Genomic DNA, 25,753 nt, shown 5'->3' on the forward strand with positions numbered 1-25,753 from the left:
CGGGCGTTGCCCCCAGAGCATCGACATCCCTGAAGGAGATGACCGCTTCATGACCGACACCCAGAGCACCGCGACCCACGGCGTCAAGCTGTCCGACGTGGCGGCCACCAAGGTCAAGAGCCTGCTGGAGCAGGAGGGTCGGAGCGACCTGCGTCTGCGCATCGGCGTGCAGCCCGGCGGCTGCTCCGGCCTGATCTACCAGCTCTACTTTGACGAGCGCACCCTGGACGGTGACCTCTTCGCCGACTTCGACGGTGTCGAGGTCGTCGTGGACCGCATGAGCGCCCCCTACCTCGACGGCGCCTCGATCGACTTCGCCGACACCATCGAGAAGCAGGGCTTCACCATCGACAACCCCAACGCCGGCAGCTCCTGCGCCTGCGGCGACAGCTTCAGCTAGTCACGCCCCGAAGACCCCCGTGCCCACCCGGGCGCGGGGGTCTCGTCGTCCCCTGGCTCGATCGGCAAGACTGGTGATATGCCCGTCGAGCCGCCACCGACCCCCTGGGTGCTGACCCCGGCCGGGGCCGGTCCCGGGGAGGACCTCGTTGCGGTCGGGGGTGACCTGGAGCCGGGGACCCTCCTGGCGGCCTACCGGGCGGGCCTGTTCCCCATGGGGCTCGGCGTCGGCGGGGGGCCTCCGCTGGGCTGGTGGTCACCCGACCCGCGCGGGGTGATGCTGCCGGGGGACCTGCACGTCAGCCGCTCCCTGCAGCGGTCGCTGCGTCGCTTCGAGGTCTCCGTCGACGCCGCCTTCGACCGGGTCGTGGAGGGGTGCGCCGACCCGCGGCGGGACGGGGCGTGGATCACGCCGGAGATCGGGACCGCCTACCGTCGACTGCACGACCTGGGTTGGGCCCACTCGGTCGAGGTGTGGCAGGAGGGGGAGCTGGTGGGCGGGCTCTACGGCGTGGCGGTCGGGGGGCTCTTCGCCGCCGAGTCGAAGTTCCACCGGGTCACCGACGCGTCCAAGGCGGCCGTCGTCGCGCTGGTGCGGGTGCTCGAGCAGGACGGTATGCCGTGGCTGCTCGACGTGCAGTGGCGGACCGACCATCTGGCGACGCTGGGGGTGCGTGAGATGCCCCGTGAGGACTACCTCCGACGACTCCGCGAGGTGCGGTCCGCACCCCTGCCCAACCGGTGGCGCGCCATACCTTCCTGACCGCCTCCCCTCGTGCGAGAATCGCCCGAGGGAAGGGTAGAGTCCCTCCCAGTCATGCCCGGCAGCGCGAGAAGTGTGAGGTGGATAGTGCGACGCCTTGAGGAGACCCGGCCCAGTCCGGCCCGCAGGCGGTGGGGGACCGCCGCCGTGGTCGCCGCCGCGTCCCTGCTGCTGAGCGGCTGCGGCGCCTTCGGTGAGGCGGGCGGCGTGCTCCCCATGCCGGAGCCGGTCACCGAGGTCGGCCCGGACATCGTGGCCTTCTGGAACGGCACGTGGATCGCCGCCTGGGGTGTGGGCATCCTGGTCTGGTTCCTCATCCTCTGGGCGGTCTTCGCCTACCGGCGCCGCTCCGACGACGAGGTCCCCACCCAGTTCCGCTACCACGTGCCGCTGGAGATCCTCTACACCGTCGTCCCGATCTTCATGGTCGCGACCCTGTTCGGCCAGACCGTGCAGCTCGAGAACAAGATTCGCGAGATCCAGGACGACCCGGACGTCGTCGTCAACGTCGCCGGCAAGAAGTGGAGCTGGGACTTCAACTACGTCAACGAGGACGTGCACATCGCGGGCATCCAGGCCCACGACCTCAACGAGGGGGAGGAGGGTGTGCCGGAGACGCTGCCGACGATGGTGCTCCCCGTCGACTCCCGGGTCGAGTTCGTGCTCACCTCGCGCGACGTCATCCACTCCTTCTGGGTCCCGCAGTTCCTCACCAAGCTCGACATGATCCCCGGCCGGGTCAACATCCTGCAGGTGACCACCACGCAGGAGGGCACCTTCCAGGGCAAGTGCGCCGAGCTGTGCGGCGCCTACCACTCGGAGATGCTCTTCCAGGTGCAGGTCGTGTCCCAGGACGACTACGACCAGTTCATCGAGGACCTGCGTGCCTCGGGCAACACGGGTCTGCTCGGTCCCGAGCTCGACCAGTACGAGCTCCAGGTCGACCAGGCGGAGAAGATCAACCTCGACGCGGCCAACCAGGACTAAGGACAGACCTATGGCGACGATCACCGGACCTTCCCTGACCCCCTCGACCCTGCCCGAGGGCACCGAGCGCCCCGAGGAGCGCAGCTCCTTCGTCCGCAACGCGGTCAAGGTGCTCACCACCACCGACCACAAGGTCATCGGCAACCTCTACTTCGCCACCACGATGTTCTGGTTCATCGTCGGTGGCCTCATGGCGCTGGTCATTCGCGCCGAGCTGTTCACCCCCGGCCTGCAGGTCGTGGACAACCCGGACGTCTACAACCAGATGTTCACCATGCACGGCACGATCATGCTGCTGATGTTCGCGACGCCGCTGTTCGCCGGCTTCGCCAACGCGCTGGTGCCCCTGCAGATCGGCGCACCCGACGTCGCCTTCCCGCGGCTGAACATGCTGGCCTACTGGTTCTTCTCCTTCGGCAGCCTCATCGCCGTCGGTGGCTTCCTCACCCCGGGCGGCTCGGCGGCCTTCGGGTGGACCGCCTACATGCCCCTGGCCGGGCCGACCCACAGCCCCGGCCTGGGCGGTGACCTGTGGGTCCTCGGCCTGGCGATCTCCGGCTTCGCGACCATCTTCGGCGGGGTCAACTTCATCACCACGATCCTGTGCATGCGGGCCCCCGGCATGACGATGTTCCGGATGCCGATCTTCACCTGGAACGTCCTGGTGACCTCGATCCTCGTCCTCATCGTCTTCCCGGTCCTGGCCGCTGCCTTATTCGGCATGGCCGTCGACCGGCTCTTCGGCTGGCACATCTACGACCCGGCCTACGGCGGCGCCCTGCTGTGGCAGCACCTCTTCTGGTTCTTCGGCCACCCCGAGGTCTACATCATCGCGCTGCCCTTCTTCGGCATCATCTCCGAGGTCATCCCGGTCTTCTCCCGCAAGCCGCTGTTCGGCTACAAGACGCTGGTCTTCGCGACGATGGCGATCGCCGCCCTGTCCGTGGCGGTGTGGGCCCACCACATGTACGCCACCGGTGCGGTCCTGCTCGAGTTCTTCGCCATCATGACGATGCTCATCGCGATCCCGACGGGCGTGAAGTTCTTCAACTGGATCGGCACCATGTGGAAGGGCTCGATCAGCATGGACACCCCCATGCTGTGGGCCGTCGGCTTCATGGTGACCTTCCTCTTCGGCGGTCTCACCGGTGTCATCCTGGCCAGCCCCGCCCTGGACTTCCAGGTCACCGACAGCTACTTCGTCGTCGCCCACTTCCACTACGTGGTCTTCGGCACCGTCGTCTTCGCGATGTTCGCCGGGTACTACTACTGGTGGCCCAAGTTCACCGGGCACATGCTCGACGAGACGCTGGGCAAGATCCACTTCTGGCTGCTCTTCATCGGTTTCCACGGGACCTTCCTCATCCAGCACTGGCTGGGGGTGTCGGGTATGCCGCGTCGTTACGCCGACTACATGCCCGAGGACGGCTTCACCTGGATGAACCAGGTGTCCACGGTCTTCTCCTTCGTGCTTGCCGTCTCGATGCTTCCCTTCTTCTACGCCGCGTGGAAGAGCTTCAAGACGCCCAAGGTCACCGTGGACGACCCGTGGGGCTGGGGCACGTCGCTGGAGTGGGCTACCTCCTGCCCGCCCCCGCGCCACAACTTCACCTCCATCCCGCGGATCCGCTCCGAGCGCCCGGCCTTCGACATGAACCACCCGGAGATCGGCAGCCTCGAGTCGCCCGAGCCGGACAAGGGCGTCGCCGAGGTCCTGCTCGGCGGACCGACCACCGACCCCGCCGGTCGCACCGGCACCGACACCGGTGGCTACACCGGAGAGGAGCGCTGACCCATGAAGGCTGAGACCAAGGTCTTCTTCGTCCTGGTCCCGTTCTTCCTGCTGATGACGGTGATCTACGCCTACTTCACCGACTTCTCGGAGTGGGTCGGCATCATCGGGCTCTTCCTCACGGCGCTCTTCGCGGCGTGGATCGCCGCCTACCTCTGGCTGACCGGGCGCAAGACCGACCCGCGCCCGGAGGACAACCTGCAGGGCGAGATCTCCGACGCCTCCGGCGACTTCGGCCACTTCGCGCCCTACAGCTGGTGGCCGCTCTGGCTGGGGCTGTCGACCAGCATCCTCGTCCTGGGCATCGCCGTGGGCTGGTGGCTGGTCATCGTCGCCGCACCCTTCGTCGTGCTGGCCGTCATCGGCTGGACCTTCGAGTTCTTCCGCGGGACCAAGGCCGTCTGAGCCCCCCCACGAGCAACGGCACAGGGCCCGACCACCAGGTCGGGCCCTGTGCCGTGTCCGTGGCCCGCGGGAGCCCGGAGGGGCAGCGGGTCAGGAGGTGAGCAGGATGAGCTTGCCGGTCGTGCCGCCGCCCTCGAGGTCGCTCTGCGCCCGTCCGGCGTCCGCCAGCGGGTAGCGCCCCCCGATCCGGATCTGCAGACGACCCTCGGCGATGGCGCCGAGCACCTCACCGGCCCGCCACACGAGCTCGTCCCGGTCGGCGGCGTAGTGCGCCAGGCTCGGGCGGGTGAGGTAGAGCGACCCCCGCTGGTTGAGCAGCTGCGGGTCGACCGGTGGGACGGCGCCGCTGGCCGCGCCGAAGAGGACCATCATCCCGCGCGGACGCAGCAGCTGCAGACCCGCGTCGAAGGTGTCCTTCCCGACGCCGTCGTAGACGACGTGCACCCCGGCCCTCGGTGAGGCGGGAGGCCTCGGCCTCGAGGTCGACCTCGCGGTAGAGGACGGTGTCGCTCGCGCCGTGCGCGCGGGCCAGCTCGGCCTTGTCCTGGCTGCCGACCGTCCCGATCACCCGGACGCCCTTGTCGCGCAGCATCTGGCACAGCAGCAGGCCCACTCCTCCGGCCGCCGCGGTGACCAGGGCCGTCTGTCCCTCCGCCGCCGGGAAGGTGGAGTTCACCAGGTAGTGGGCCGTCATGCCCTGGAGCATGCTCGCCGCGGCGATCTCCAGGTCGACCCCGTCCGGCACCGGCACCACCCGGTCGGCCGCGATCACGACCTGCTCCGCATACCCGGTCTGGGGGGTCATCGCCCAGGCGACCCGGTCACCGACGGAGACGCCCTCGACGCCGGCCCCGACCGCGGAGACCGTGCCGGCACCCTCGCTGCCGGCGACGAAGGGCAGCGGCAGGGGGTAGTCCCCCCGGCGCTGGTAGACGTCGATGAAGTTGACGCCGGCGGCGGTCACGTCGACCCGCACCTGCCCCTCACCGGGCTCGGGGGTCTCCCGCTCGACGACGGTGAGGGCCTGCGGCCCTCCTGGCTCTTCCACGATGACAGCACGCATGCCTGCGACGGTAGCGCAGGCGGGTGCGGCGACCCGGGTCGCCCCGTCAGGTCGTGGCGGCGGCCCAGCGCCGGACGACATCGGTGGCCGCGCCGCCGTCGATGGCGGCCGCCGCCCGGTCCATCCCCGCCCGGACCAGCTGGTGCAGCTCGGTCTCGTCGGCGGGATGGGTGCCTGCCTCGCCGGCGTCGAGCAGAGCCAGGGCGGTCCCGGCGTTGAGCAGGACCGCGTCCCGCACGGCCCCGCGCTCCCCGGCGAGCAGCTGCCGGGTGACCTGGGCGTTGTGCTCCGCGTCGGCCCCGCGCAGAGCGTCGACCGGGTGCAGCGGGAGTCCCAGGCGCTCGGGGTCGAGCCGCCACTCCCGGACCTCGCGTCCCGGGACCCCGTCCACCCACCACAGACGGGTGGTCGTGGCGGGGGTGATCTCGTCCAGCCCGTCCTCCCCGCGGAAGACGGCGGCGGCGGTCCCGCGCGCCGCGAAGACGCCGGCCAGCAGCGGAGCCATCCGCGCGTCCGCCGAGCCCACCGCGGCATACCGGGGCTGGGCGGGGTTGGTCAGCGGGCCGAGGAAGTTGAAGGCCGTCGCGACGCCGAGGTCCTTGCGCACGGCGGCGGAGTGGCGCATCGCCGGGTGGAAGGTCTGGGCGAAGCAGAAGGTGATGCCCGTCTCGTGCAGCACCTCGGCGACCCGCTCGGGGGACAGGTCCAGGCGCACGCCGAGGGCCTCGATCATGTCGGCGGACCCGGACCGGCTCGAGCTGGCGCGGTTGCCGTGCTTGACGACCCGGGCGCCTGCCGCCGCCATGACGATCGCCGACATGGAGGAGATGTTGACGGTCATCGCCCGGTCCCCACCGGTGCCGACGATGTCGATGGTGGGGCCGTCGACGGTGAAGCGGTGCGCGTGCTGCAGCATCGTGCTCGCGAGCCCGGTCATCTCCGGCACGGTCTCGCCCTTGGCCCGCAACGCCGTGAGGAACGAGGCCAGCTGGACGGGGGAGGCCTCCCCGGACATGATGCGGTCCATGGCCCAGGCGGCCTGTTCGACGCCCAGGTCCTCACCCTGCAGGAGCGAGGTGAGCAGGTCCGGCCAGGTGGGGGAGGGGGCGTCGGTGGACGGCGGGGTGCTGCCCGTGCTCACCGGCGCGCGAGGTCGGCGACGGCGGCGCGCAGGCGCTCCTCGTCGAGCGGCCGGGCCAGGACGGCGTCGGCCAGCGACCAGGTGGCCAGCCAGCCGTCACCGGGGCGGCCGGTCAGCACCAGGATCGGGGGGCAGTCGAAGATCTCGCTCTTGAGCTGGCGGGCCACGCCCATCCCGCCGTAGGGCTGGGACTCCCCGTCCAGGACGAGGACGTCGTAACCACCGGACTGCACCTCCAGCAGGGTGGCGGCGGGCGTCGCGCACTCCTGCCACCGGGTGATCCGCACGTCCTCGGCGGGCTCGTCGCCGACGGCGATCCGCACGGCGTCGCGGACCCCGCGGTCGTTCGCGTAGAGGAGCACCGAGACCTCACGGGTCGACTGCGAGGGGACTGCAGGAGTCGTCATGATGGGATCGTACCGAGCCTTTCCCGACGGGGGGGACCACGGGGGCACGCCACGCGGGACAAGGGGGTGGCGCACCGGGCCCGGTCGTGGGCCATAATGTGCGGGTGGCGACGACACCTGCAGCAACGATGACCGACGCGGAGCGGTTCCACCTCACCGCGACCGGGCCTGCGACGCGGCCCAACATGACGGCCGTGGGCACCATGGTCTGGCTGGGCAGCGAGATCATGTTCTTCGCCGGGCTCTTCGCCATGTACTTCACGATCCGCTCGGTGTCCCCGGACCTGTGGGCCGAGCGCACCGAGTACCTCGACCTCACCTTCGCCAGCATCAACACGATGATCCTGGTCATCTCCTCCCTCTGGTGCCAGTTCGGCGTGTGGGCGGCGGAGAAGGGGATCCCGCACCGCACCGGCCGCCTGCTGGAGGTGGGCAAGTGGGGGATGCGCGAGTGGTACACCCTGACCTTCCTCTTCGGCGCCACCTTCATCGCCGGCCAGGTCTGGGAGTACGCCACGCTCACCATGGAGGGGGTCACCCCGACCGCCGACCCGTACGGGTCGGTGTTCTACATCACGACCGGTTTCCACGGGCTGCACGTCACCGGGGGTCTGCTGGCCTTCCTGCTCATCATCGGCCGCAGCTTCACCGCCAAGCGTTACACGCACGCCCAGGCCACGGGAGCGGTCGTCACCTCCTACTACTGGCACTTCGTCGACGTCGTGTGGATCGCGCTGTTCGCCGTGATCTACCTCATCCGGTGACCTCATGGCCGGACCCACCGCCCCGTCCCCACGTCCCCACCCTCGGAAGGACCGACGAGTGAACTCCCTCGCCGCCCGCCGCCGCAGCCCCATGGCGCTGCTGGTGCTGCTCCTGCTCGGGCTGGGCTTCACCGGCACCGCCTACGCGGCGCTGCAGCCCTCCGCCACGCTCGGGACCTCGAGCACCACGGTCTCCGCCGACGACATCGAGGCGGGCGAGCAGCTCTTCCTCGCCAACTGCGCCACCTGCCACGGCACCAACGCCGAGGGCACCCCGGACGGCCCGTCCCTGCACGGTGTCGGCGCGGCCTCGGTGGACTTCCAGGTCGCGACCGGTCGGATGCCCCTGCCCGCACCCACGGTGCAGGCCCGGCGCAACGCCTCGCAGGTGCAGTTCAGCCAGGAGCAGATCACCCAGATGGCGGCCTGGGTGGACTCCCTCGGCCCCGGCCCGGACGTGCCGGACGAGGAGTGGCTCGACTACGCCCAGGGTGACCCGGCCAACGGCGGTGCCATCTACCGCACGAACTGCGCCATGTGCCACAACTCCTCCGGCACCGGCGGCGCGCTGACCCGCGGCAAGTACGCCCCACCCTGATGAACGTCGAGGCCGTCCACATCTACGAGGCCATGGTCACCGGCCCGCAGTCGATGCCGGTCTTCAACGACGAGAACATCACCCCGGAGGAGAAGCGGGACGTCATCGCGTTCCTCAAGTACATCGAGGAGGGCGGCAACGACCACGGCGGTCACACCCTGGGCAGCCTGGGCCCCGCCGGCGACGCCCTCTTCGCCTGGACGATCGGCATCGCCGCCTTCATCGGCGCGGCCATCTGGCTCGGACGGAAGGCGGCCTGACATGGCGGACACCCACGACGACCGGCCCGTGCCGACCGAGGCCGGGCAGAGGGCAGGCGCGCTGAGCACCGAGCGGTTCGAGAACCCCGGCCTGCCGCCGCACGTGCCGCGGCGTGCCGACGTCGACCCGAAGGCGGCCGACCGCGCCAGCCTCCAGGTGGTCATCCTCTTCTCGCTCTCGGCGCTGGCCTCGATCGCCTTCGTGGTCGCCTACTACGCCATCGACCCCGACCTCAAGGGCTACCTCCTGGGCATCGGGGAGATGAACCTCTTCCACCTGGCCCTGGGTGTGACGATGGGCATCTCGCTGCTGGGCATCGGTCTGGGCACGATCCACTGGGCCAAGACCCTCATGCCCGACCAGGAGGTCGTCGAGGAGCGTCACCCGCAGGCCTCCGAGGAGGACGACCGGGTCGCGGTCGGCCAGACCCTCTCGCACGGCTGGCGCAGCTCGCAGCTGAACCGCCGCACCGCGATCCTCGGGTCTGCCGGGGGAGCGCTCGGGCTCTTCGCCCTCCCGCTGGTGCTGCCGGTGGTCGCCGGGCTGGGGCCGCGTCCGCGCCAGGAGCTCTACCACACCAACTGGGAATCGGGGATGCGGCTCATGATCGACCCGTCCGGGACGCCGATCCGCGCCGCGGACGTCACCCAGGGCTCGGTCTTCCACGTCATGCCGGACGGCTTCGTCGGGTATGAGGCCTTCGAGGAGCTCGGTGCCGAGGAGGCGATGATCTCCAAGGGCAAGGACCAGGTCATCCTGGTCAAGCTCGACCCCTCCCTCATCAAGAGCCAGAAGCAGCGCGACTGGGGGTATGACGGCATCGTCGCCTACTCCAAGGTCTGCACCCACGTCGGCTGCCCGGTGGCGCTCTACGAGCAGCAGACGCACCACCTGCTCTGCCCGTGCCACCAGTCCACCTTCGACATGACCGACGACTGCAAGGTCATCTTCGGTCCGGCGAAGCGCCCCCTGCCCCAGCTGCCGATCACCGTGGACGACGAAGGTTACCTCGTGGCCGCGGACGAGTTCCGGGAGCCCGTCGGTCCCAGCTTCTGGGAACGCAACCGTCCCGGGCTCCTCGGTGGAGGTAACGAGTCATGACCACCCACGTGCCCCAGGGCGCCGGCCACCTGCGCAGCGACACGACCGTCACCCAGGACCGACCCTTCGACCAGACCAACCAGGCCTCGCCCGACGCCCAGTTCCCCAGGGCGTTGGTGTGGGCTGACGAGCGCACGGGCGCCGCCAAGGGTCTGCGCTTCATCCTCAAGAAGGTCTTCCCCGACCACTGGAGCTTCCTGCTCGGCGAGGTCGCGATGTACTCCATGGTCATCGCCCTCATCACCGGCACCTTCCTCACCCTGTGGTTCGTGCCGAGCATGGGGCACGTGACCTACGAAGGCTCCTACGTCCCCCTCAAGGGCATCGGCATGTCCGAGGCCTACCGTTCCACCCTCGACATCAGCTTCGAGGTCAAGGGCGGGCTGCTCATGCGCCAGCTGCACCACTGGTCGGCGCTGTTCTTCATCGTCGGCATCGCGCTGCACGCGGCCCGCGTCTTCTTCACCGGCGCCTTCCGCAAGCCGCGGGAGATCAACTGGGTCATCGGCGTCGTGCTCTCCCTGCTGGCCGCGATCGAGGGCTTCGCCGGATACTCCCTGCCGGACGACCTGCTCTCGGGCACCGGCATCCGGGCGATGAACGGCTTCATGATGTCGGCGCCGGTCATCGGCACCTGGCTCACGTTCTTCGTCTTCGGCGGCGAGTTCCCCGGTGAGGCGATCATCCCCCGCCTCTACATCGCGCACGTGCTGCTGCTGCCCGCGATCATCGTCGGGCTCTTCGTGGCCCACCTGCTGCTCGTCGTCGTGCACAAGCACACCCAGTACCCCGGCCCGGGCCGCACGGACGACAACGTCGTCGGCTACCCGATCATGCCGGTCTACGCCGCCAAGGCCGGTGGCTTCTTCTTCGTCGTCTTCGGCATCACGGCCCTCATCTCCGCGCTGGTCCAGATCAACGCGGTGTGGGCCTACGGGCCCTACGACCCGACGCAGGTGACGGCCGGGTCGCAGCCGGACTTCTACATGTGGTTCTCCGACGGGGCGCTGCGCTTGCTGCCCGGCTGGCTGGAGTTCGAGCTGTTCGGCACCGTCTGGAGCATGAACATCTTCCTCGGCTCGCTGCTGCTGCTGCCGCTGGTCTGGCTGATCCTGGGCGCCTATCCCTTCTTCGAGGCCTGGATCACCGGTGACAAGCGCGAGCACCACCTGCTGCAGCGTCCGCGGAACGCCCCGGTCCGCACCGCCATCGGTGCCGCCGGCATCTCGATGTACCTCGTGCTCGCGCTGGCCTGCATCAACGACATCCTGGCCATCAAGCTGGGGATGTCGATCAACGACCTGACGATCATCTTCCGGATCTCGTTCTTCGTCCTGCCGGTCATCGTCTTCTACGTGGTCAAGCGGCTGTGCATGTCGCTGCAGCGGCACGACCGCGAGCGGGTCCTGCACGGCAACGAGTCCGGCAACATCGTCCGCACCCCCGAGGGCAAGTTCTTCGAGGTGCACGAGCCCCTGGACCCCTACGAGCGCTGGACGCTCGTGCAGCACGACACCCCGCAGCCGCTGGCCCTCACCCAGGGTCCGGGTGTGGACGAGCACGGCGTCGCCCGCAAGCAGGGGGCACTGTCCGGGGTCCGGAACTCCCTGTCGAGCTTCTTCTACAAGGACGCCGTCACGCCGGTGACCCCGGCGGAGCTGGCTGCCTCTGCCCACCACGGGGAGCACGAGGCGCTCGACAGCGCCCACAGCCCGCAGCTCGGCATCCCGGTCAAGGACTCCGCCGGTGACGACGACTTCGAGGACGAGCACGGCGCAGCCGTGCAGGCCCCGCGTCATCATCACTGAGCCCGACGAGGCACGCCGCCCCGATCCCTGCGTGGACGGGGCGGCGTCGCCGTGCCCGGACTGTGGCGGTGTCCACGAGCCCCTGGAGATGTCCCGGGAGGAGTTCGAGGAGGCGGTCGGCGACGCGCTGGACCTCGTGCCGGAGGCGCTGATGGACCAGCTCGACAACGTGGTCTTCCTCGTCGAGGACGAGCCGCCCCCGGACGACCCCGAGCTGCTCGGGGTCTACGACGGGGTCCCCCTGACCGAGCGCGACCTGTCCTGGGGAGGCTCCGTCCCCGACCGGATCACGATCTTCCGCGGTCCGCTGCTGCGCCTGTGCGGCGACCGCGAGGAGCTGCTCGACGAGATCGCCGTCACGGTGGTCCACGAGATCGCCCACCACTTCGGCATCGACGACGACCGCCTGCACGAGCTGGGCTGGGGCTGAGGGAGCGGACGGGGCTGGGACCGGGGGACGGGGCCGGGGGGACGGGGCTGAGACCCGGGGCTGAGACCGGAGGCCGCGGCCTCCCGCTACAGTGAGCAGGTGATTTCCGCCATTGTCCTCATCAAGGCCGAAGTGGCCCACATCCCGGAGGCCGCCCGCGAGATCGCCGGCATCGACGGCATCACCGAGGTCTACTCCGTCACCGGTGACGTCGACCTCATCGCGGTCGCGAGGGTGTCCCGGCACGAGGACTTCGCCGACGTCATCGCCGACCGTCTGAACAAGGTGCAGGGGGTGCTGGAGACCAACACCCACATCGCCTTCCGCACCTACTCCGCCGACGACCTGGACGCCGGCTTCGCCCTCGGTCTCGACGACGCCTGAGGCCGGGGCGCCGCCAGGCCTGGGCCAGGCCGGCGACCGTGCCGCTCAGACGGGCACGGCTCCGACCGGGCGGTCCAGCGGGCGGGCGGGAGCACGGTCGACCCACTCCACCTCGCCCCACGTCCGGGCCTGCGGCTCCAGCGCGGCCCGGCTGCCGCCGGCACCGTCCACGGGGCAGGTCCACTCACCATGGAGGGTCACCAGCCGCGTCCCCTCCGACTCCAGCCAGCCCAGGATCAGCTCGGTCTCCTCGGGCAGGGCGGTGCGACCGGGCTCGGGGATCACCACCTCGGCCGTCTCCCGCAGCGCGGCGACGTAGGGCAGGGGGTCGGCCCCCGCGGGCTCACGGAGGCGCCCGCGAGCCTGCCGTGACGGACGCAGACGAGCTCCCACCCGCCCCCCTCCCGGCGGCGGGCCGCGACGATCTCCGGCGTGGCGGTCACGGGGCGCAGCCGCTGCGCCCGGGCCGACGCCCGCACGAGCGCCATCATCCGGTCCCGCAGCGTGCCGGCCTCCTCGAAGCGCTCCTGCGCCGCAAGGGTGTCCAGCCGCTCCAGCAGGGCGGAGACGACCTCGCGGGAGCTGCCGCCGAGCGCGGCCGCCGCCCGCCCGGCGACCTGGGCGTAGTCCTCCGCCGTCTGTGCCCCCACGCACGGCCCGCCGCAGCGGCCCAGGTCGAAGAGCATGCACGCCGAGTCGCTCGGCCGGGTCGGCGACAACCGCGCGGTGCACTGCCGCAGGGGCAGCACCTCCTGCAGGGCCGTGACGGCGGCCTCCGCCGTGCGGCGGGAGGCGAACGGCCCGGCGTAGTGGGCGTCGTCGTCCTTGACCACGCGCACGACCGACAACCGGGGGAAGGCCTCCGTCGTGAGCTTGACCCAGACGGCCTTCTCGGGGTGGCGGGAGCGTCGGTTGTAGCGCGGCTTGTGCTCGGCGATCAGCCGGAGCTCGCGGACCTGGGCCTCCAGGCGCGTCTGGCACACGATGGGGGTCAGGGACTCGGCCAGCCCGACCATCTCGGCCATCCGGCGCCGGGTCTCCGAGGCCGTGAAGTAGGTGAGCGTGCGCCGGCGCAGGTCGCTCGCGGTGCCGACGTAGAGCGGCTCGCCCCGACGGTCGCGGAAGACGTAGACACCGGGGGCCGAGGGCATCGCCTCGGCGAGGAAGCGCTTGCGCCGCTGGGCCGGGCTGACCCGCGAGCTGTAGGACTGCAGCTCCTCCAGCGTGTGGACGCCGAGGTTGCCCACGCGCTCGATCAGGCCGTGCAGGACGTCGACCGTGGCCCGGGCGTCGTGCAGGGCGCGGTGGTCCGGGGTGGTGGTCGCGCCGAACAGCCGGGCCAGGCTGGACAGCTTGTGGTTGGGCGCCTCGTCCTTGTGCACGAGCGCCCGGGCCAGCCGCACGGTGTCGATCACCGGGTGACCGGGCCACGGGTGACCGGTCTCGAGGGCGGCGGCCTTGAGGAAGGAGATGTCGAAACCCGCGTTGTGGGCCACCAGCACCGCACCGGCGGAGAACTCCAGGAACTGCGGCAGCACCGAGCCGATCCGCGGCGCGTCGGCGACCATCGTGTTGGTGATGCCGGTCAGCACCGTGATGAAGGGCGGGATCGGGGTGCTGGGGCGCACGAGCGTCTGCAGCTCACCGAGGACCTGGCCGCCCCGCACCTTCACCGCGCCGATCTCCGTGATCTGGGAGCCGGCCGGTGACCCGCCGGTGGTCTCGAGGTCGACGACGACGAAGGTGACCTCGGACAGGGAGGTCCCGAGATCCTCGAACGTCGCCTGCACCATCTGCATACCGACGAACGTAGACGCGGCCGCCGACAGACCTCCGACGACAGGCCGACCGGCCACTGCTGCGTGACTCCTGTGACGGGTGTGACGGAGTTCCCCCCACCGGTCTCAGCCGGGTCTGTCGGTGCCCCCCTCTAGCGTCGGGCAGGACAAGGAGGTGGACCGATGACCACGACGTTCACGATCGACTGCCAGACCTGCCCGGCCCGCGGACGGATGTGCGGTGACTGCTTCGTGCCGGTGCTCGGACGCACCTGGCTGCAGCCCCCCACGCTCAGGGACGACGGCCGGGGGGAGGGACCGGAGCGCCACCCCCACGCGGAGCTTCACCCCCACGCCGAGCACGAGGCCCAGGCGGAGCCCGCGCCCGGGCTGCCCGACCTGCCGACGGCGCCCCTGGACACCGACGAGCTGGCGGCCGTCAGCGCGTTCGTCCGGGCCGGCCTCGTGGACCCCGCGGAGGCCGCCGGGGTCCGCGCACGGGTGACGACCCGGGTGCGCAGCGCCGCGGGCTGACCCTCAGGGCCGGGGCCGGGAGTAGATCGCCTCGATCTCGTCGGCGAGCCCCTCGGCGATCCGGCTGCGCTTGAGCTTCATCGAGGGGGTCAGCAGCCCGTTGTCGGTGGTGAAGTCGTCGGTGAGGACGCGGAAGGTGCGGATCGACTCGGCCCGGCTGACCGCGGCGTTCGCCTCGTCGACGGCCTCCTGCAGCGCGGCCCGCACCGTCGCGTGGTGGGCGGCCTGCTCGAGGGTGAGGTCGCCCAGGCCACGGCTCTGCGCCCACGTGGGCAGCATCTCGGCGTCCAGCGTGACGAGCGCGGCGACGAATGGCCGGCCGTCGCCGACGACCATGCACTGGGAGATGAGGGGATGGGCGCGCAGCCGGTCCTCCAGCGGGCCGGGGGAGACGTTCTTGCCTCCCGCCGTGACGATGATCTCCTTGGTGCGGCCGGTGATCGTCAGGAACCCGTCGGCGTCCAGCGTCCCCAGGTCGCCGGTCGCGAACCACCCGTCGCGCATCGCCGCCTCGGTCGCGGCCGGGTTGTCGTGGTAGCCCCGGAACACCCCCACCCCCTTGAGCCAGATCTCGCCGTCGTCGGTGATGCGCACGGACACCCCCGGCAGGGGGCGCCCGACCGTGCCGATCCGGATCATGTCCGGGGTGTTGACGGTCGCCGGGGCGGTGGTCTCGGTCAGGCCGTACCCCTCCAGGACCACCAGCCCGATCCCGCGGTAGAAGTGGCCGAGCCGCTCACCCAGCGCCGCCCCGCCGGAGATGGCGTAGCTCACCCGACCGCCCATCAGCGCGCGCAGCCGGGAGAAGACCAACCGGTCGGCGAGCGCGTGCTGGGTGCGCAGCGCCAGCCCGGGGCGCCCGGAGTCCAGCGCCCGGCTGTAGCGGTCGGCCACCCCCGCGGCCCAGCGGAAGACCCGGCCCCTGCCCCCGGAGGCGGCCTTCTGCTCCGCCGAGTTGTAGATCTTCTCGAAGACCCGGGGCACCGAGAGCAGGAAGGTCGGGCGGAAGCCGGCCAGGTCCTCCAGGACGGTGCTGGGGTCCGGCGTGTGCCCCATCCTGGCCCCGGACTGCAGGCACACCACCTGGATGAAGCGCGCGAAGACGTGGGCCAGCGGCAGGAAGAGCAGGGTGGCCGCGCCGTCCGCGCGGATGACCTCCGGCAGCCGCTCGGCGGCGTTCTCGGCCAGCGCCATGAAGTTGTCGTGGGTCAGCTCGCAGCCCTTGGGCTCCCCGGTCGTTCCCGAGGTGTAGATCAGCGTCGCCACGTCGTCGCGGGTGACGCCGCGCCGGCGCTCCTGCAGGGTCTCGTCCGACACCTCGGCACCGGCGACTGCGAGCTCCTCCAGCGTGCCGGCGTCGATCTGCCAGACGTCGCGCACGCCGGGCAGCTCCCCCCGGAGCCCCGCGAGCATCGCCATCATGGCGGCGTCCTCGACGATGACCGCAACTGCCCCGGAGTCGGCGCAGATCCACCGCACCTGGCTGGCCGAGCTGGTCTCGTAGACCGGCACGGGGACGGCCCCGACGGCCCACAGCGCCAGGTCCGTGACCGTCCACTCCACACGCGTGCGGCTCATCAGCGCCACCCGGTCCCCGACCTCGATGCCGGCCGCGATGAGGCCCTTGGCCAGCCCGTCGACCCGTCGCGCGAGCTCGGCGGCCGAGACGTCGGTCCACGTGCTGCCCGACCGCACGCTGACCAGCACCCGGTCCGGCTCGTCCCGGGCCCAGCGGGCCGGGTAGTCCGCGAGGTTGCCCTCCGTGGTGACGGGGGCGAGCGGCGGGACGGACACCTCGGTCACGGGACCTCCAGGGGGAGCGGGGGGAGACCGGGCCGGCGGGCGCGGGGGACGGGCCGGGGTGCGGGCTCACGGGCGCCACCACCATACCCACCGCGGTTAGGCTGGGCGCGTGAGCATCAGCGTCGGCGTGGACATCGGGGGCACGAAGATCGCCGCGAGCGCCGTCTCGGCCACCGGGGAGATCCTGCACCGCGCCCGGCGCGACACCCCGGCACAGGACCCGGACCTCATCGTCGCCGCGGTCGCCGAGACCGTCGCCGAGCTGACCGAGGTGTGCCGCGGCGAGGGCGGCCAGGTCGGGGCCGTGGGGGTGGCCTGCGCCGGCTTCATCGACCGCCGGGGTGAGACGGTCGTCTTCGCGCCCAACCTCGCCTGGCGGGACGAGCCCCTGAAGGCGCGCGTCGAGGCCGCGACCGGGCTGCCCGTGGTGCTCGAGAACGACGCCAACGCCGCGGCGTGGGGGGAGTTCCGCTTCGGCGCGGCACGGACGGCCGACGACGTGACCATGGTGACCCTGGGCACCGGCGTCGGCGGAGGCATCGTCGTCGCCGGGGAGCTGCTGCGGGGGGCGCACGGCATGGGCGCCGAGGTGGGGCACCTGCGGGTCGTGCCGGACGGCCACCGCTGCGGCTGCGGCAACCGCGGCTGCTGGGAGGTCTACGCCTCCGGCAGCGCCCTGGTGCGCGAGGCCCGGGAGCTGGTCGCGCAGGGCAGCCCCCACGCGGGCGCGCTCTCGGACCGGTGCGGCGGGGACCCCGAGCAGCTGGACGGCGAGATGGTGACGCAGGTCGCCCGGGACGGCGACCCGGCGGCCCTGGAGCTGCTGGAGGACGTGGGCCGCTGGACGGGGGAGGGCCTGGCCAGCCTGGCGGCGGTGCTCGACCCGGGGCTGCTGGTCGTCGGCGGCGGGGTCAGCGCCGCGGGCGATCTCGTGCTCGAGCCGGCCCGGGCCGCCTTCGCCCGCAACCTCACCGGCCGTGGCTACCGCACCCCACCGCCGATCGTCCCCGCCGCGCTCGGCAACGACGCCGGCATGGTCGGGGTCGCCGACCTGGCCGCCCGCCGCACGTGAGCGGGCCGTTCGCGATCGGCGTCGACGTCGGCGGCACCCGTCTCAAGGCGGGCCTGGTCGACGACCGGGGTGCCGTCCTGGTCGAGACCGTGCGGGACACCCCGGCCCGGACGTCGACGCCCGAGGTGCTCGAGGACGCCGTCGTGGGGGTCGTCGTGGAGCTCCTGGGCCGCGCTGAGGGCCCGGTGGCGGCGGTCGGCATCGGGGCGGCCGGCTTCGTCGACGCCGAGCGGGGTGTCGTGGTCTTCGCCCCCCACCTGCCGTGGCGCGACCACCCCCTGCGGGACCGGCTCGCGGAGCGGCTGGACGTCCCGGTCCTCGTCGACAACGACGCGAACGCCGCAGGGTGGGCCGAGCACCGGTTCGGCGCCGGGCAGGGGGAGACGCACCTGGCGGTGGTCACGCTGGGCACCGGGATCGGGGGCGCCGTCATCACCCACGGGCGGCTGCAGCGCGGGCGTCGCGGGCTGGCCGGGGAGTTCGGCCACCAGCAGATGGTCCCCGGGGGGCGCCCCTGCGAGTGCGGCCACGACGGGTGCTGGGAGCAGTACGTCTCCGGCTCGGTCGTCGGACGGGCCGGGCAGGAGCTGGTCCGCGCCGGCGGGGCGCCGGCGCGGGCGCTCGACGAGCTCTGCGGCGGCGACCCGGCCCGGCTGACCGGGGAGCACGTCACCCGGGCCGCCCGGGCCGGCGACCCGGCCTCGGTCGCCGTCCTGGCCGAGGTGGGTGAGCGTCTGGGTGAGGGCCTCGCGGGCGTCGTGGCCGCCCTCGACCCGGGGAGGGTGGTGGTGGGGGGCGGCCTGAGCGAGGCCGGGGAGCTCCTGCTGCGGCCGGCCCGGACCGCTCTGTCCCGGCGGCTCGTGGGCGGCGCCCACCGGTCGGTCCCCGACGTGGTGGCGGCCCGGCTGGGTGCGCGGGCCGGTCTCGTCGGCGCCGCGGACCTGGCGCGGGGCACCGCGGGCGGTGGGGGAGGATAGGGGGTATGCCGGACCCCTTCGCGCCCCTGCGCATCGCCAGCTACAACCTGCGCGGACTCAAGGACGACGCCTCGCTCGCGGCCCGCGTGGTCCGACGGATCACCCCCGACGTCCTGCTGGTGCAGGAGGCCCCGCGCCACCCGCTGTCCAGCTACGCCATGACGAGGTTCGCCCGCGAGAGCGGGATGCTCTGGTCCGGGCGCACCCGCGTGCTCAGCGGGACCACGCTGCTGACCAGCCTGGCGGTGACCGCGAGCGACGCGCAGGACCGACGGCTGCGGACCGGTCTGCGGGAGAACCCCCGCAGCTACACGGTGGCCACGGTCCGCCGCACCGGCGGGCCGGCGCTCGCCGTCGCGTCCGTGCACCTGTCCCTCGACGCCAGGCAGCGGGTCGAGCACGTCAGGGCGGTGCTGGCCGAGATCGAGGCGGACACCCCGTCGCTGCCGCTCGTGGTCGGCGGTGACCTCAACGAGGGGAGCGACGGCACGGCCTGGGGCGCCCTGGCGGGGCACCTGACCGAGGTGAGCGACGACCGCCCCACCTTCCCGGCCGCCCACCCCCGCTCCCGCATCGACGCCCTCTTCGGCCGCGGGCACGCCGGGGTCACACCGGGGGACCCGGCACTGCTGGAGGGAATGGGGCTCTCCCGGGCCAGCGACCACCTGCCGGTCTGGGTCGACCTGCAGCTCTGAGCCTCAGACGCGGGCGCCGTGGCTCCCGTCGTCCGGGCCGCGGCGGGGCGGCTGCCGCAGCACGAGGAGGACGAAGCCGGCCAGGGCGAGCAGCACGCCGACCACCGTCCAGGCCGGCCCCAGCACCGGCACCCCGGCCGAGAGCACGACGAGGAGCGGCCCCAGCACCAGGCCGACCACGATCCCCCAGAAGTGCAGGTCGCCCGCAGGCAGCGGCGGCGGCTCCGGCGGGACGAAGTGGTCGTCCTCCTCCGGAGGCTCGTAGGAGCGGTGGTCGGTCGCCATACCCTCCGGTGTCCCCGCGCCGTGGTGGGAGGACAGCGGGGGGTTGACGTAGGGCTGAGGACGGGGCTGGGCGGGTCCGCGCAGGCCGGCGACGATCTCCCGGAACGCGCGGTCGACGTCGGGGTCGCCGGCGCCGTCCTCGGGGTGGCGCGGCGTGCTCATGAGGCCACGCTCGCGACCGGCTGCCTGCTCACAGCACCCAGTCTCGCACGTCGCGAGGGCAGGGCCCCGGGACCGGACCGGGGGTAGAGTCCTACCCCGGAGGATGCCCGCCCGGGCCTCCGGTCGAAGGGACACCACGTTGATCTACTGGATCCTCAAGCACCTCGTCGTCGGCCCCCCGGTGCGCCTGGTCTTCCGTCCCTGGGTCGAGGGCAAGCACCACATCCCCGAGCACGGCGCGGCGATCCTGGCCAGCAACCACCTGTCCTTCTCCGACTCCATCTTCCTGCCGCTCGTGGTGGACCGGCGCATCACCTTCCCTGCCAAGATGGAGTACTTCACCGGCAAGGGCGTCAAGGGCTGGCTCACCAGGACGTTCATGACCGCGACCGGGCAGATCCCCATCGACCGCTCCGGCGGCAAGGCCTCGATGGCGGCGCTGGACCAGGGCCTGGCGGTGCTGCGGCGCGGTGAGCTGTTCGGGATCTACCCCGAGGGCACCCGCAGCCCCGACGGCCGCCTCTACCGGGGCAAGACCGGCGTCGCCCGCCTGGCCCTCGCCGCAGACGTCCCGATCATCCCCTGCGCCATGATCGACACCGACAAGGCCCAGCCGACCGGCCAGAAGATCCCCAACCTGGTCAAGGTCGGGGTGCGGATCGGCCGGCCCATCCACCACCCCGAGCACGCGGGCAAGCTGGACGACCACCAGGTGCTGCGCGAGATCACCGACGAGGTCCTCCGCGAGCTGCAGCGCCTCTCCGGGCAGGAGTACGTCGACGAGTACGCCGCCACCATCAAGGAGCGCCAGGCGAGCCGGGCCCGCGCCGGTCTCGAGCAGGCCCGGGCCGGGCTGACCCACGCCCGGGACCGGGCCCGGGAGGGTCTGGCCGACGCGCGGGAGGGTCTGGCCGAGCGGCGGGCCCGCCGGCACCCCGAGGACGGGGCCGCCGAGACCCCCGACGGGACCCCCGCCGACACCCCCGCCGACACCCCGACGGGACGCCGCCCCCGACGCCCCAGAGGTCGTCCGACTGACGCCGCGTCAGGAGCGGCCCGGCGCGTCTCCTACCATGGACAGGGTGAGCACCGACACCTTCGGTCTGGTCACCACCGGTGGCCATGACATCCAGTGGCCCGACCTGCCGGCCAAGCAGCAGCCCACCTGGGGCGACCCCGCCGCGCTGGAGCGCACGCTCGCGGTGCTCTCGACCTTCCCGCCGCTGGTCTTCGCCGGCGAGTGCGACCAGCTGCGCGACCGGATGGCCGCGGTGGCCGCCGGCGACGCCTTCACCCTCCAGGGCGGGGACTGCGCCGAGACCCTCGCCGACGTCACCGGACCCAACATCCGCGACCGGATCAAGACCATCCTGCAGATGGCCGTCGTCCTCACCTACGGCGCCGGTATGCCGGTGGTGAAGGTCGGGCGGATGGCCGGGCAGTTCGCCAAGCCCCGCAGCCAGGACGAGGAGACCCGGGACGGCGTGACCCTGCCGGCCTACCGGGGGGACATGGTCAACGGCTTCGAGTTCACCCCGGAGTCCCGGCGCCACGACCCCAACCGTCTGCTGCGCAGCTACCACGCCAGCTCGGCCACGCTCAACCTGGTGCGCGGCTTCACCAGCGGCGGGTTCGCGGACCTGCGCAGCGTCCACGCCTGGAACAAGGGCTTCCTGCAGGGGCCGGCGCAGGCGCGCTACGAGCAGATGGCCACCCAGATCGATCGCGCGGTGCGCTTCCTGGAGGCCTCCGGGGTCGCCGACGCCGAGGAGATGCGCAGGGTGGAGTTCTACTCCGCCCACGAGGCCCTCGTCCTGGACTACGAGCGCCCCATGGTGCGCCGCGACCACCGCACCGGCCTGCTCTACGACACCTCCGCGCACCTGGTCTGGGTGGGGGAGCGCACCCGCGAGCTCGACGGTGCGCACATCGACTTCGTGTCCCGGATCCAGAACCCGGTGGCGGTCAAGCTCGGCCCGGGCGCCGACCGGGACACCGTCCTGGCGCTGATGGACCGGATCGACCCCGAGCGCACCCCGGGCCGGCTCAGCTTCATCACCCGGATGGGCGCGGAGCAGATCCGCGACCGGCTGCCGGCGCTGCTCACCTCGCTGGGGAGGAGGCCCGGCACGTCAGCTGGATCTGCGACCCGATGCACGGCAACACCTTCACCTCCCCGAGCGGTCACAAGACCCGCCGCTTCGAGGACGTGGTGGAGGAGGTGCGGGGCTTCTTCGCCGCGCACTCGGAGGTCGGCACCCACCCCGGCGGGATCCACGTCGAGCTCACCGGCAACGACGTGACCGAGTGCGTCGGCGGCACCTCGACCGGGGTCGACCTGGCCGACCTGGGCCTGCGCTACGAGACCCTGTGCGACCCCCGGCTCAACCACCAGCAGAGCCTGGAGCTGGCGTTCGTCGTCGCCGAGATGCTGGAGCGGGGCGTCCGCTGAGGTGACCGTCCTCGCCGACCTCCGCTCGGACACCCTCACCCGGCCCACGCCGGCGATGCGGGCCGCGATCGTCGACGCCGCGGTGGGCGACGACGTCTACGCCGAGGACCCCACCGTCCAGGAGCTGGAGCGACGGGTCGCCGACCTGCTCGGCCACGAGGCGGCGCTGTTCATGCCGACCGGGTCGATGGCCAACCAGGTCGGGCTCCGGCTCCACGCCGGACCGGGCCAGGAGGTCATCACCGACTCGCTCGCGCACGTGCTGCGGGCCGAGCTCGGCGCGGCGGCCGCCTACTCCGGCATCACCACCCGCAGCTGGGTGGCCCCCCGCGGCCGGCTCGACGTGGGGGCCGCCCTGGCGATGATGGTCCCCGACGGGGGGCTCTACCAGGTGAGCACCGCCTGCGTCGTCGTCGAGAACACCCACAACTTCGGCGGGGGCACCGTCCAGCCCATCGCCGACCTGCGCCGGCTGCGGGAGGAGACGTCCCGGGCCGGTGTCGGGGTGCACCTCGACGGGGCACGGCTGTGGAACGCCTCCGTGGCCAGTGGCGTGGCGCTCGCCGACTACGGTGCCTGCGCCGACACCGTCTCGGTCTGCCTGTCCAAGGGGCTGGGCGCCCCGGTCGGCTCCCTCCTGGCGGCCTCGGCCGAGCGGGTCCGGGAGGCGAGGGTGCTGCGCAAGCGCATGGGCGGGGGTATGCGGCAGGTCGGCCTCCTCGCCGCCGCCGGGCTGCACGCGCTCGAGCACCACGTCGACCGGCTCGCCGAGGACCACGCGCGCACCCGGCGGGTGGCACAGGCGGTGGGCACGGCATACCCCGCGGTGGTCGACCCCGAGCACGTCGAGACCAACATCCTCGTCCTCGACGTCTCCGCAGCCGGCTGGGTCGCCGCAGACCTCGTGGCCGCCGCGGGGGAGCGGGGGGTGCTCGGCTACCCGACGGACGCCCGGCACGCCCGGTTCGTCTGGCACCTCGACGTCGACGACGAGATGACCGAGCACGCCGGGGCGGTCCTGCTCGACCTGCTCGCGCGGGGGCCGGGCGCCTGAGCGTGGACGACGCGGACGCGCCCGGGGGGCACCCGCTGCCCCCGGGGCAGCGGGTGGTGGGCTCCTGGCAGCCCTCGCACTACGGACGGGTGCCGCGCATCGACCCCGAGCGCTGGACCTTCAGCGTCGGGGGCGCCACCCGGGACGGCGGCCACATGGTCCTGGACCTCGAGGCGCTCGACCGCCTGCCGCGGGTGGAGGTCGACGGGGGCATGCACTGCGTCGCCCGCACCTCCGTGGTCGGGCTCCGCTGGGGCGGCGTGCCGCTGCGCCGGGTCGTGGAGCTGATGCCACCCGAGGACGGGGCGCAGCACGTGCTCCTCGCCGCGGTGCGCGGGTATGCGGCCAGCGTGCACCTGGAGGACGTGCTGCACCCCGACGCCCTGCTGGCCACCCACGTGGACGGGGAGCCGCTGACGCCGGAGCACGGGTGGCCCGCCCGGGTGGTGCTGCCGCACCTCTACGGTTTCAAGGGCCCCAAGTGGGTCGTCGAGATGACCTACCACCACCAGGAGCAGCAGGGGTGGTGGGAGTCACGGGGCTACCACCCCCGGGCGCGCGTGGACCGCGAGGAGCGGTGGGCCCACCAGGGCTGAGCGCTCAGACGACCGCCAGCACGACCTCGGTCCCCCGCGGGACCTCCTCGCCCGGCTCGACGGACTGCTCGCGCACGGTGCCGAAGAAGCCTCCGCGGACGTCCTCACGGACGACCACCAGACCCAGCTCGGTGAGCTCCCGCTCGGCCGCGGAGAACTGCCGCCCCACCACCTGGGGGACGACCACCAGCTCCGGGCCCTTCGAGAGCACGAGGGTCACCGAGGTGCCGCGCGGGACGGCGCCCGAGGTCGGCGACTGGCTCACGACGGACCCGTCGGGCACGGACCCGTCGTGCACCCGCTCGGTGGCGACGGTCACGGTGAGACCGACGCCGACGAGTGCCTCCGTCGCCTCCTGCTGGGTGCGCCCGGTGACGTCGGGCACGTCCACCGGTGCGGGGCCGGCGCTCACCACCACGTCGACCGGGGTGCGGGGAGGCACGGACGACCCGGGCTCGGGGGAGGACCGCAGGACCCGCCCCTCCGGCTCCACCTCGTCGTGCTCGCGCACCTGCTCGCCCAGCACGAGGTTGGCCGCCTCGAGCGCGGCGGATGCCGAGTCGAGGGTCAGCCCGGCGACCGGGGGCACGTCATACCGCTCCGGGCCCTGCGAGACGACCAGGCGGACGTCGGTGCCGTGCGGCAGGGACAGACCGGGCTCACGGTCCGCGGAGACGACCACGCCAGCCGGCACCTCCTCCGAGTAGGCCGGTTCAACGACCGGGTCCAGGTCCTCCCCGTCCAGCGCCTGGCGGGCGTCGGTCTCGGTCAGGCCGACGACCACGGGCATGGGGGAGTGGACCGCGGGTCCCTCGGTGAGGTACCAGAAGGCGTAGCCGCCGCCGGCGAGCACGCCGAGGAGCAGGAGCCCCAGGACCCAGCTGCCCGCAGCGCTGCGCCGGCGGCGAGGGGGGCGCCGGGCCGCCCGGGGCGGTCGCACCTCCTCGCGCGAGGGTGCGGGCGGACGGCGGTTGCCGGTCGTGCGGGCGTAGTGGCCGTCCCCGCCGGGGCGTGCCACGGGGATGTGGCGCGTCGAGGACCCGGACCGCGAGCCCATGAGCTGGGTGAGGTCACCCGCCGGTCTGCCCCCGGGCCCGCCGGTGGGTCGGTGGTGGTCGGGGGCGGTCGGGGCGACGACGTCCAGGTCCTCGTCGTCCAACGTGCGCAGCAGGGTTCGCAGCTCCTGCAGGAGCGCACCGGCGTCGGGGTGGCGGTCACCGGGGTCGGTGGCGGTGGCCCGACGGACGAGCTCGGCGACCGGGTCCGGGACCGTCGGGGCCACGTCGCGCACGTCGGGGGCACCGCTGTGCACGTGGTCGTAGGCGACCCGGAGCGGGTCGCCGCCGGGGAAGGCCTTGCGGCCGGTGAGGAGCTCGAAGAGCAGCAGGCCCACGGCATACACGTCCGTCCGCGCGTCGGCACTGCCGTCCTCGACCTGCTCGGGCGCCAGGTAGGCGGCCGTGCCCCACAGCATCTCCGAGGTGGCCTGCTGGCCGGCGGCCGTGATCGCCCGCGCCAGGCCGAAGTCGGCGACCTTGACGCCGCTCTGGTGCCCGTCGGCGAGCAGGACGTTCTCGGGCTTGACGTCGCGGTGCACGAGCCCGCGACGGTGGGCCTCGGCAAGGGCCTCGGCCACAGGGACGAGGAGCGAGAGGGCCTGGCGGGGGGAGGCGGGGGCGCGGTGGTCGATGACGTCCCGGAGCGTGGGGCCGTCCACGAGCTCCATCGCGAGGAAGACCGCGTCGCCGTCCTCACCCTGGTCGAAGACGTTGACGATGTGAGGGTGGGACAACCGGGCCGCGGCCCGTGCCTCCTGGACGAAGCGCCGCACGAAGGCGTCGTCGTGGGCGAGGTCGGCCCGCATCACCTTGAGGGCGACGGGTCGGTCCAGCCGCAGGTCCCGCGCGCGGTAGACCGTGGCCATGCCGCCCCGGGCGATCTCGGCCTCGACCCGGTAGCGACCGTCGAGGACGCGGTCGAGCACGGTGGGGGTCGGGGCGCTCACGCACCGAGTCTACGAACCGGGACGCCCCGACCGTGGG

The 25,753-nt window shown here is 72.5% G+C and carries 24 protein-coding genes and 3 pseudogenes; 19 read left to right on the top strand and 8 right to left on the bottom strand.

What is annotated here, in order from left to right; translation table 11 throughout:
- The first annotated feature begins 49 nt into the window (after positions 1-49).
- The 5 genes from E3Z34_RS06100 (at position 50) to E3Z34_RS06120 (ending at position 4,346) form a co-directional block, all read left to right on the top strand.
- Positions 50-400 (top strand): HesB/IscA family protein, encoded by a 351-nt coding sequence (locus E3Z34_RS06100; RefSeq protein WP_134772891.1) that lies wholly within the window; start codon positions 50-52, stop codon positions 398-400.
- 78 nt (positions 401-478) lie between these two features.
- Positions 479-1,162 (top strand): leucyl/phenylalanyl-tRNA--protein transferase, encoded by a 684-nt coding sequence (aat, locus tag E3Z34_RS06105; RefSeq protein WP_134772892.1) that lies wholly within the window; start codon positions 479-481, stop codon positions 1,160-1,162.
- An 87-nt stretch (positions 1,163-1,249) separates the two neighbouring features.
- Positions 1,250-2,149 carry an aa3-type cytochrome oxidase subunit II gene (gene ctaC / locus E3Z34_RS06110; protein ID WP_238695380.1) on the top strand — a complete coding sequence of 300 codons (900 nt, stop codon included), beginning with the start codon at positions 1,250-1,252 and terminating at the stop codon, positions 2,147-2,149.
- A gap of 10 nt (positions 2,150-2,159) precedes the next feature.
- The gene (ctaD, locus tag E3Z34_RS06115) at positions 2,160-3,941 is read left to right on the top strand and encodes an aa3-type cytochrome oxidase subunit I (protein WP_134772893.1); all 1,782 of its coding nucleotides are present in this window, start codon (positions 2,160-2,162) and stop codon (positions 3,939-3,941) included.
- Between the two features lie 3 nt (positions 3,942-3,944).
- The gene (locus tag E3Z34_RS06120) at positions 3,945-4,346 is read left to right on the top strand and encodes a cytochrome c oxidase subunit 4 (RefSeq protein ID WP_134772894.1); all 402 of its coding nucleotides are present in this window, start codon (positions 3,945-3,947) and stop codon (positions 4,344-4,346) included.
- A gap of 90 nt (positions 4,347-4,436) precedes the next feature.
- Here E3Z34_RS06120 and E3Z34_RS06125 read toward each other — a convergent pair.
- The 3 genes and pseudogenes from E3Z34_RS06125 to E3Z34_RS06135 form a co-directional block, all read right to left on the bottom strand.
- Positions 4,437-5,409, bottom strand: a pseudogene (locus tag E3Z34_RS06125) (quinone oxidoreductase family protein).
- Positions 5,410-5,455: 46 nt separating this feature from the next.
- Complete coding sequence (gene trpD, locus E3Z34_RS06130) at positions 5,456-6,550, bottom strand: anthranilate phosphoribosyltransferase (RefSeq protein WP_134772895.1); 1,095 nt, start codon at positions 6,548-6,550, stop codon at positions 5,456-5,458.
- Positions 6,547-6,957: a response regulator transcription factor gene (locus tag E3Z34_RS06135; RefSeq protein WP_134772896.1), complete on the bottom strand. Its 411-nt coding sequence runs from the start codon at positions 6,955-6,957 to the stop codon at positions 6,547-6,549. The genes trpD and E3Z34_RS06135 overlap by 4 nt, the downstream gene beginning before the upstream one ends.
- Positions 6,958-7,085: 128 nt before the next feature.
- Here E3Z34_RS06135 and ctaE point away from each other — a divergent pair, with 128 nt between their 5' ends.
- The 6 genes and pseudogenes from ctaE to E3Z34_RS06165 all read left to right on the top strand — a co-directional run bounded on the left by ctaE (position 7,086) and on the right by E3Z34_RS06165 (position 12,303).
- A complete protein-coding gene (gene ctaE / locus E3Z34_RS06140; RefSeq protein ID WP_170213045.1) occupies positions 7,086-7,721 on the top strand; it encodes an aa3-type cytochrome oxidase subunit III in 636 nt (211 codons plus the stop codon).
- 58 nt (positions 7,722-7,779) lie between these two features.
- A pseudogene (qcrC, locus tag E3Z34_RS06145) lies at positions 7,780-8,579 on the top strand (cytochrome bc1 complex diheme cytochrome c subunit).
- A 1-nt stretch (position 8,580) separates the two neighbouring features.
- Positions 8,581-9,681 (top strand): cytochrome bc1 complex Rieske iron-sulfur subunit, encoded by a 1,101-nt coding sequence (gene qcrA, locus E3Z34_RS06150; protein ID WP_134772897.1) that lies wholly within the window; start codon positions 8,581-8,583, stop codon positions 9,679-9,681.
- Positions 9,678-11,489, top strand: a complete 1,812-nt coding sequence (gene qcrB / locus E3Z34_RS06155) for a cytochrome bc1 complex cytochrome b subunit (protein WP_134772898.1) — start codon at positions 9,678-9,680, stop codon at positions 11,487-11,489. Before qcrA ends, qcrB begins: the two co-directional genes overlap by 4 nt.
- An 88-nt stretch (positions 11,490-11,577) precedes the next feature.
- Positions 11,578-11,919, top strand: coding sequence for a metallopeptidase family protein (locus E3Z34_RS06160; protein WP_134772899.1), 342 nt, complete (start codon positions 11,578-11,580; stop codon positions 11,917-11,919).
- A 99-nt stretch (positions 11,920-12,018) separates the two neighbouring features.
- The gene (locus tag E3Z34_RS06165; protein ID WP_134772900.1) at positions 12,019-12,303 is read left to right on the top strand and encodes an Lrp/AsnC ligand binding domain-containing protein; all 285 of its coding nucleotides are present in this window, start codon (positions 12,019-12,021) and stop codon (positions 12,301-12,303) included.
- A 45-nt stretch (positions 12,304-12,348) separates the two neighbouring features.
- On the opposite strand, the gene E3Z34_RS19690 is transcribed toward E3Z34_RS06165, so the two are convergent.
- Entirely contained in the window at positions 12,349-12,591 is a 243-nt protein-coding gene (locus E3Z34_RS19690) for a hypothetical protein (RefSeq protein WP_338043784.1), read from the bottom strand.
- Entirely contained in the window at positions 12,585-14,102 is a 1,518-nt protein-coding gene (locus tag E3Z34_RS06170) for a DEDD exonuclease domain-containing protein (protein ID WP_338043785.1), read from the bottom strand. Before E3Z34_RS06170 ends, E3Z34_RS19690 begins: the two co-directional genes overlap by 7 nt.
- Before the next feature lie 162 nt (positions 14,103-14,264).
- Here E3Z34_RS06170 and E3Z34_RS06175 point away from each other — a divergent pair, with 162 nt between their 5' ends.
- A complete protein-coding gene (locus tag E3Z34_RS06175; protein ID WP_134772901.1) occupies positions 14,265-14,615 on the top strand; it encodes a hypothetical protein in 351 nt (116 codons plus the stop codon).
- 3 nt (positions 14,616-14,618) lie between these two features.
- Here the strand turns inward: E3Z34_RS06175 and E3Z34_RS06180 are convergent, their stop codons facing one another.
- Positions 14,619-16,418, bottom strand: coding sequence for an AMP-dependent synthetase/ligase (locus E3Z34_RS06180; RefSeq protein WP_134772902.1), 1,800 nt, complete (start codon positions 16,416-16,418; stop codon positions 14,619-14,621).
- Between the two features lie 109 nt (positions 16,419-16,527).
- Here E3Z34_RS06180 and E3Z34_RS06185 point away from each other — a divergent pair, with 109 nt between their 5' ends.
- Genes E3Z34_RS06185 through E3Z34_RS06195 form a run of 3 tightly spaced genes read left to right on the top strand, consistent with a single transcriptional unit; the run spans position 16,528 to position 19,162 of the window.
- Positions 16,528-17,490: an ROK family glucokinase gene (locus E3Z34_RS06185; RefSeq protein WP_134772903.1), complete on the top strand. Its 963-nt coding sequence runs from the start codon at positions 16,528-16,530 to the stop codon at positions 17,488-17,490.
- Positions 17,487-18,467 carry an ROK family glucokinase gene (locus E3Z34_RS06190; protein WP_134772904.1) on the top strand — a complete coding sequence of 327 codons (981 nt, stop codon included), beginning with the start codon at positions 17,487-17,489 and terminating at the stop codon, positions 18,465-18,467. Before E3Z34_RS06185 ends, E3Z34_RS06190 begins: the two co-directional genes overlap by 4 nt.
- A gap of 5 nt (positions 18,468-18,472) precedes the next feature.
- Complete coding sequence (locus E3Z34_RS06195; RefSeq protein ID WP_134772905.1) at positions 18,473-19,162, top strand: endonuclease/exonuclease/phosphatase family protein; 690 nt, start codon at positions 18,473-18,475, stop codon at positions 19,160-19,162.
- 3 nt (positions 19,163-19,165) lie between these two features.
- Here E3Z34_RS06195 and E3Z34_RS06200 read toward each other — a convergent pair whose 3' ends face one another.
- Positions 19,166-19,609, bottom strand: coding sequence for a hypothetical protein (locus E3Z34_RS06200; protein ID WP_134772906.1), 444 nt, complete (start codon positions 19,607-19,609; stop codon positions 19,166-19,168).
- Between the two features lie 139 nt (positions 19,610-19,748).
- On the opposite strand from E3Z34_RS06200, the gene E3Z34_RS06205 reads away from it, so the two are divergent.
- The 4 genes and pseudogenes from E3Z34_RS06205 to E3Z34_RS06220 all read left to right on the top strand — a co-directional run bounded on the left by E3Z34_RS06205 (position 19,749) and on the right by E3Z34_RS06220 (position 23,711).
- The gene (locus E3Z34_RS06205) at positions 19,749-20,735 is read left to right on the top strand and encodes a lysophospholipid acyltransferase family protein (RefSeq protein ID WP_134772907.1); all 987 of its coding nucleotides are present in this window, start codon (positions 19,749-19,751) and stop codon (positions 20,733-20,735) included.
- Positions 20,683-22,061: pseudogene (locus E3Z34_RS06210) on the top strand (class II 3-deoxy-7-phosphoheptulonate synthase). The gene E3Z34_RS06205 and the pseudogene E3Z34_RS06210 overlap by 53 nt, the downstream one beginning before the upstream one ends.
- A gap of 1 nt (position 22,062) precedes the next feature.
- A complete protein-coding gene (locus E3Z34_RS06215; RefSeq protein ID WP_238695381.1) occupies positions 22,063-23,115 on the top strand; it encodes a threonine aldolase family protein in 1,053 nt (350 codons plus the stop codon).
- Between the two features lie 2 nt (positions 23,116-23,117).
- Positions 23,118-23,711, top strand: a complete 594-nt coding sequence (locus E3Z34_RS06220) for a molybdopterin-dependent oxidoreductase (protein ID WP_134772908.1) — start codon at positions 23,118-23,120, stop codon at positions 23,709-23,711.
- Positions 23,712-23,715: 4 nt separating this feature from the next.
- On the opposite strand, the gene pknB is transcribed toward E3Z34_RS06220, so the two are convergent.
- On the bottom strand, positions 23,716-25,716 hold the full coding sequence (pknB, locus tag E3Z34_RS06225; RefSeq protein WP_134772909.1) for a Stk1 family PASTA domain-containing Ser/Thr kinase: 2,001 nt from the start codon (positions 25,714-25,716) through the stop codon (positions 23,716-23,718).
- Positions 25,717-25,753 lie beyond the last annotated feature (37 nt).

It is taken from the genome of Ornithinimicrobium flavum (assembly GCF_004526345.1).
Lineage (GTDB): Bacteria > Actinomycetota > Actinomycetes > Actinomycetales > Dermatophilaceae > Ornithinicoccus > Ornithinicoccus flavus.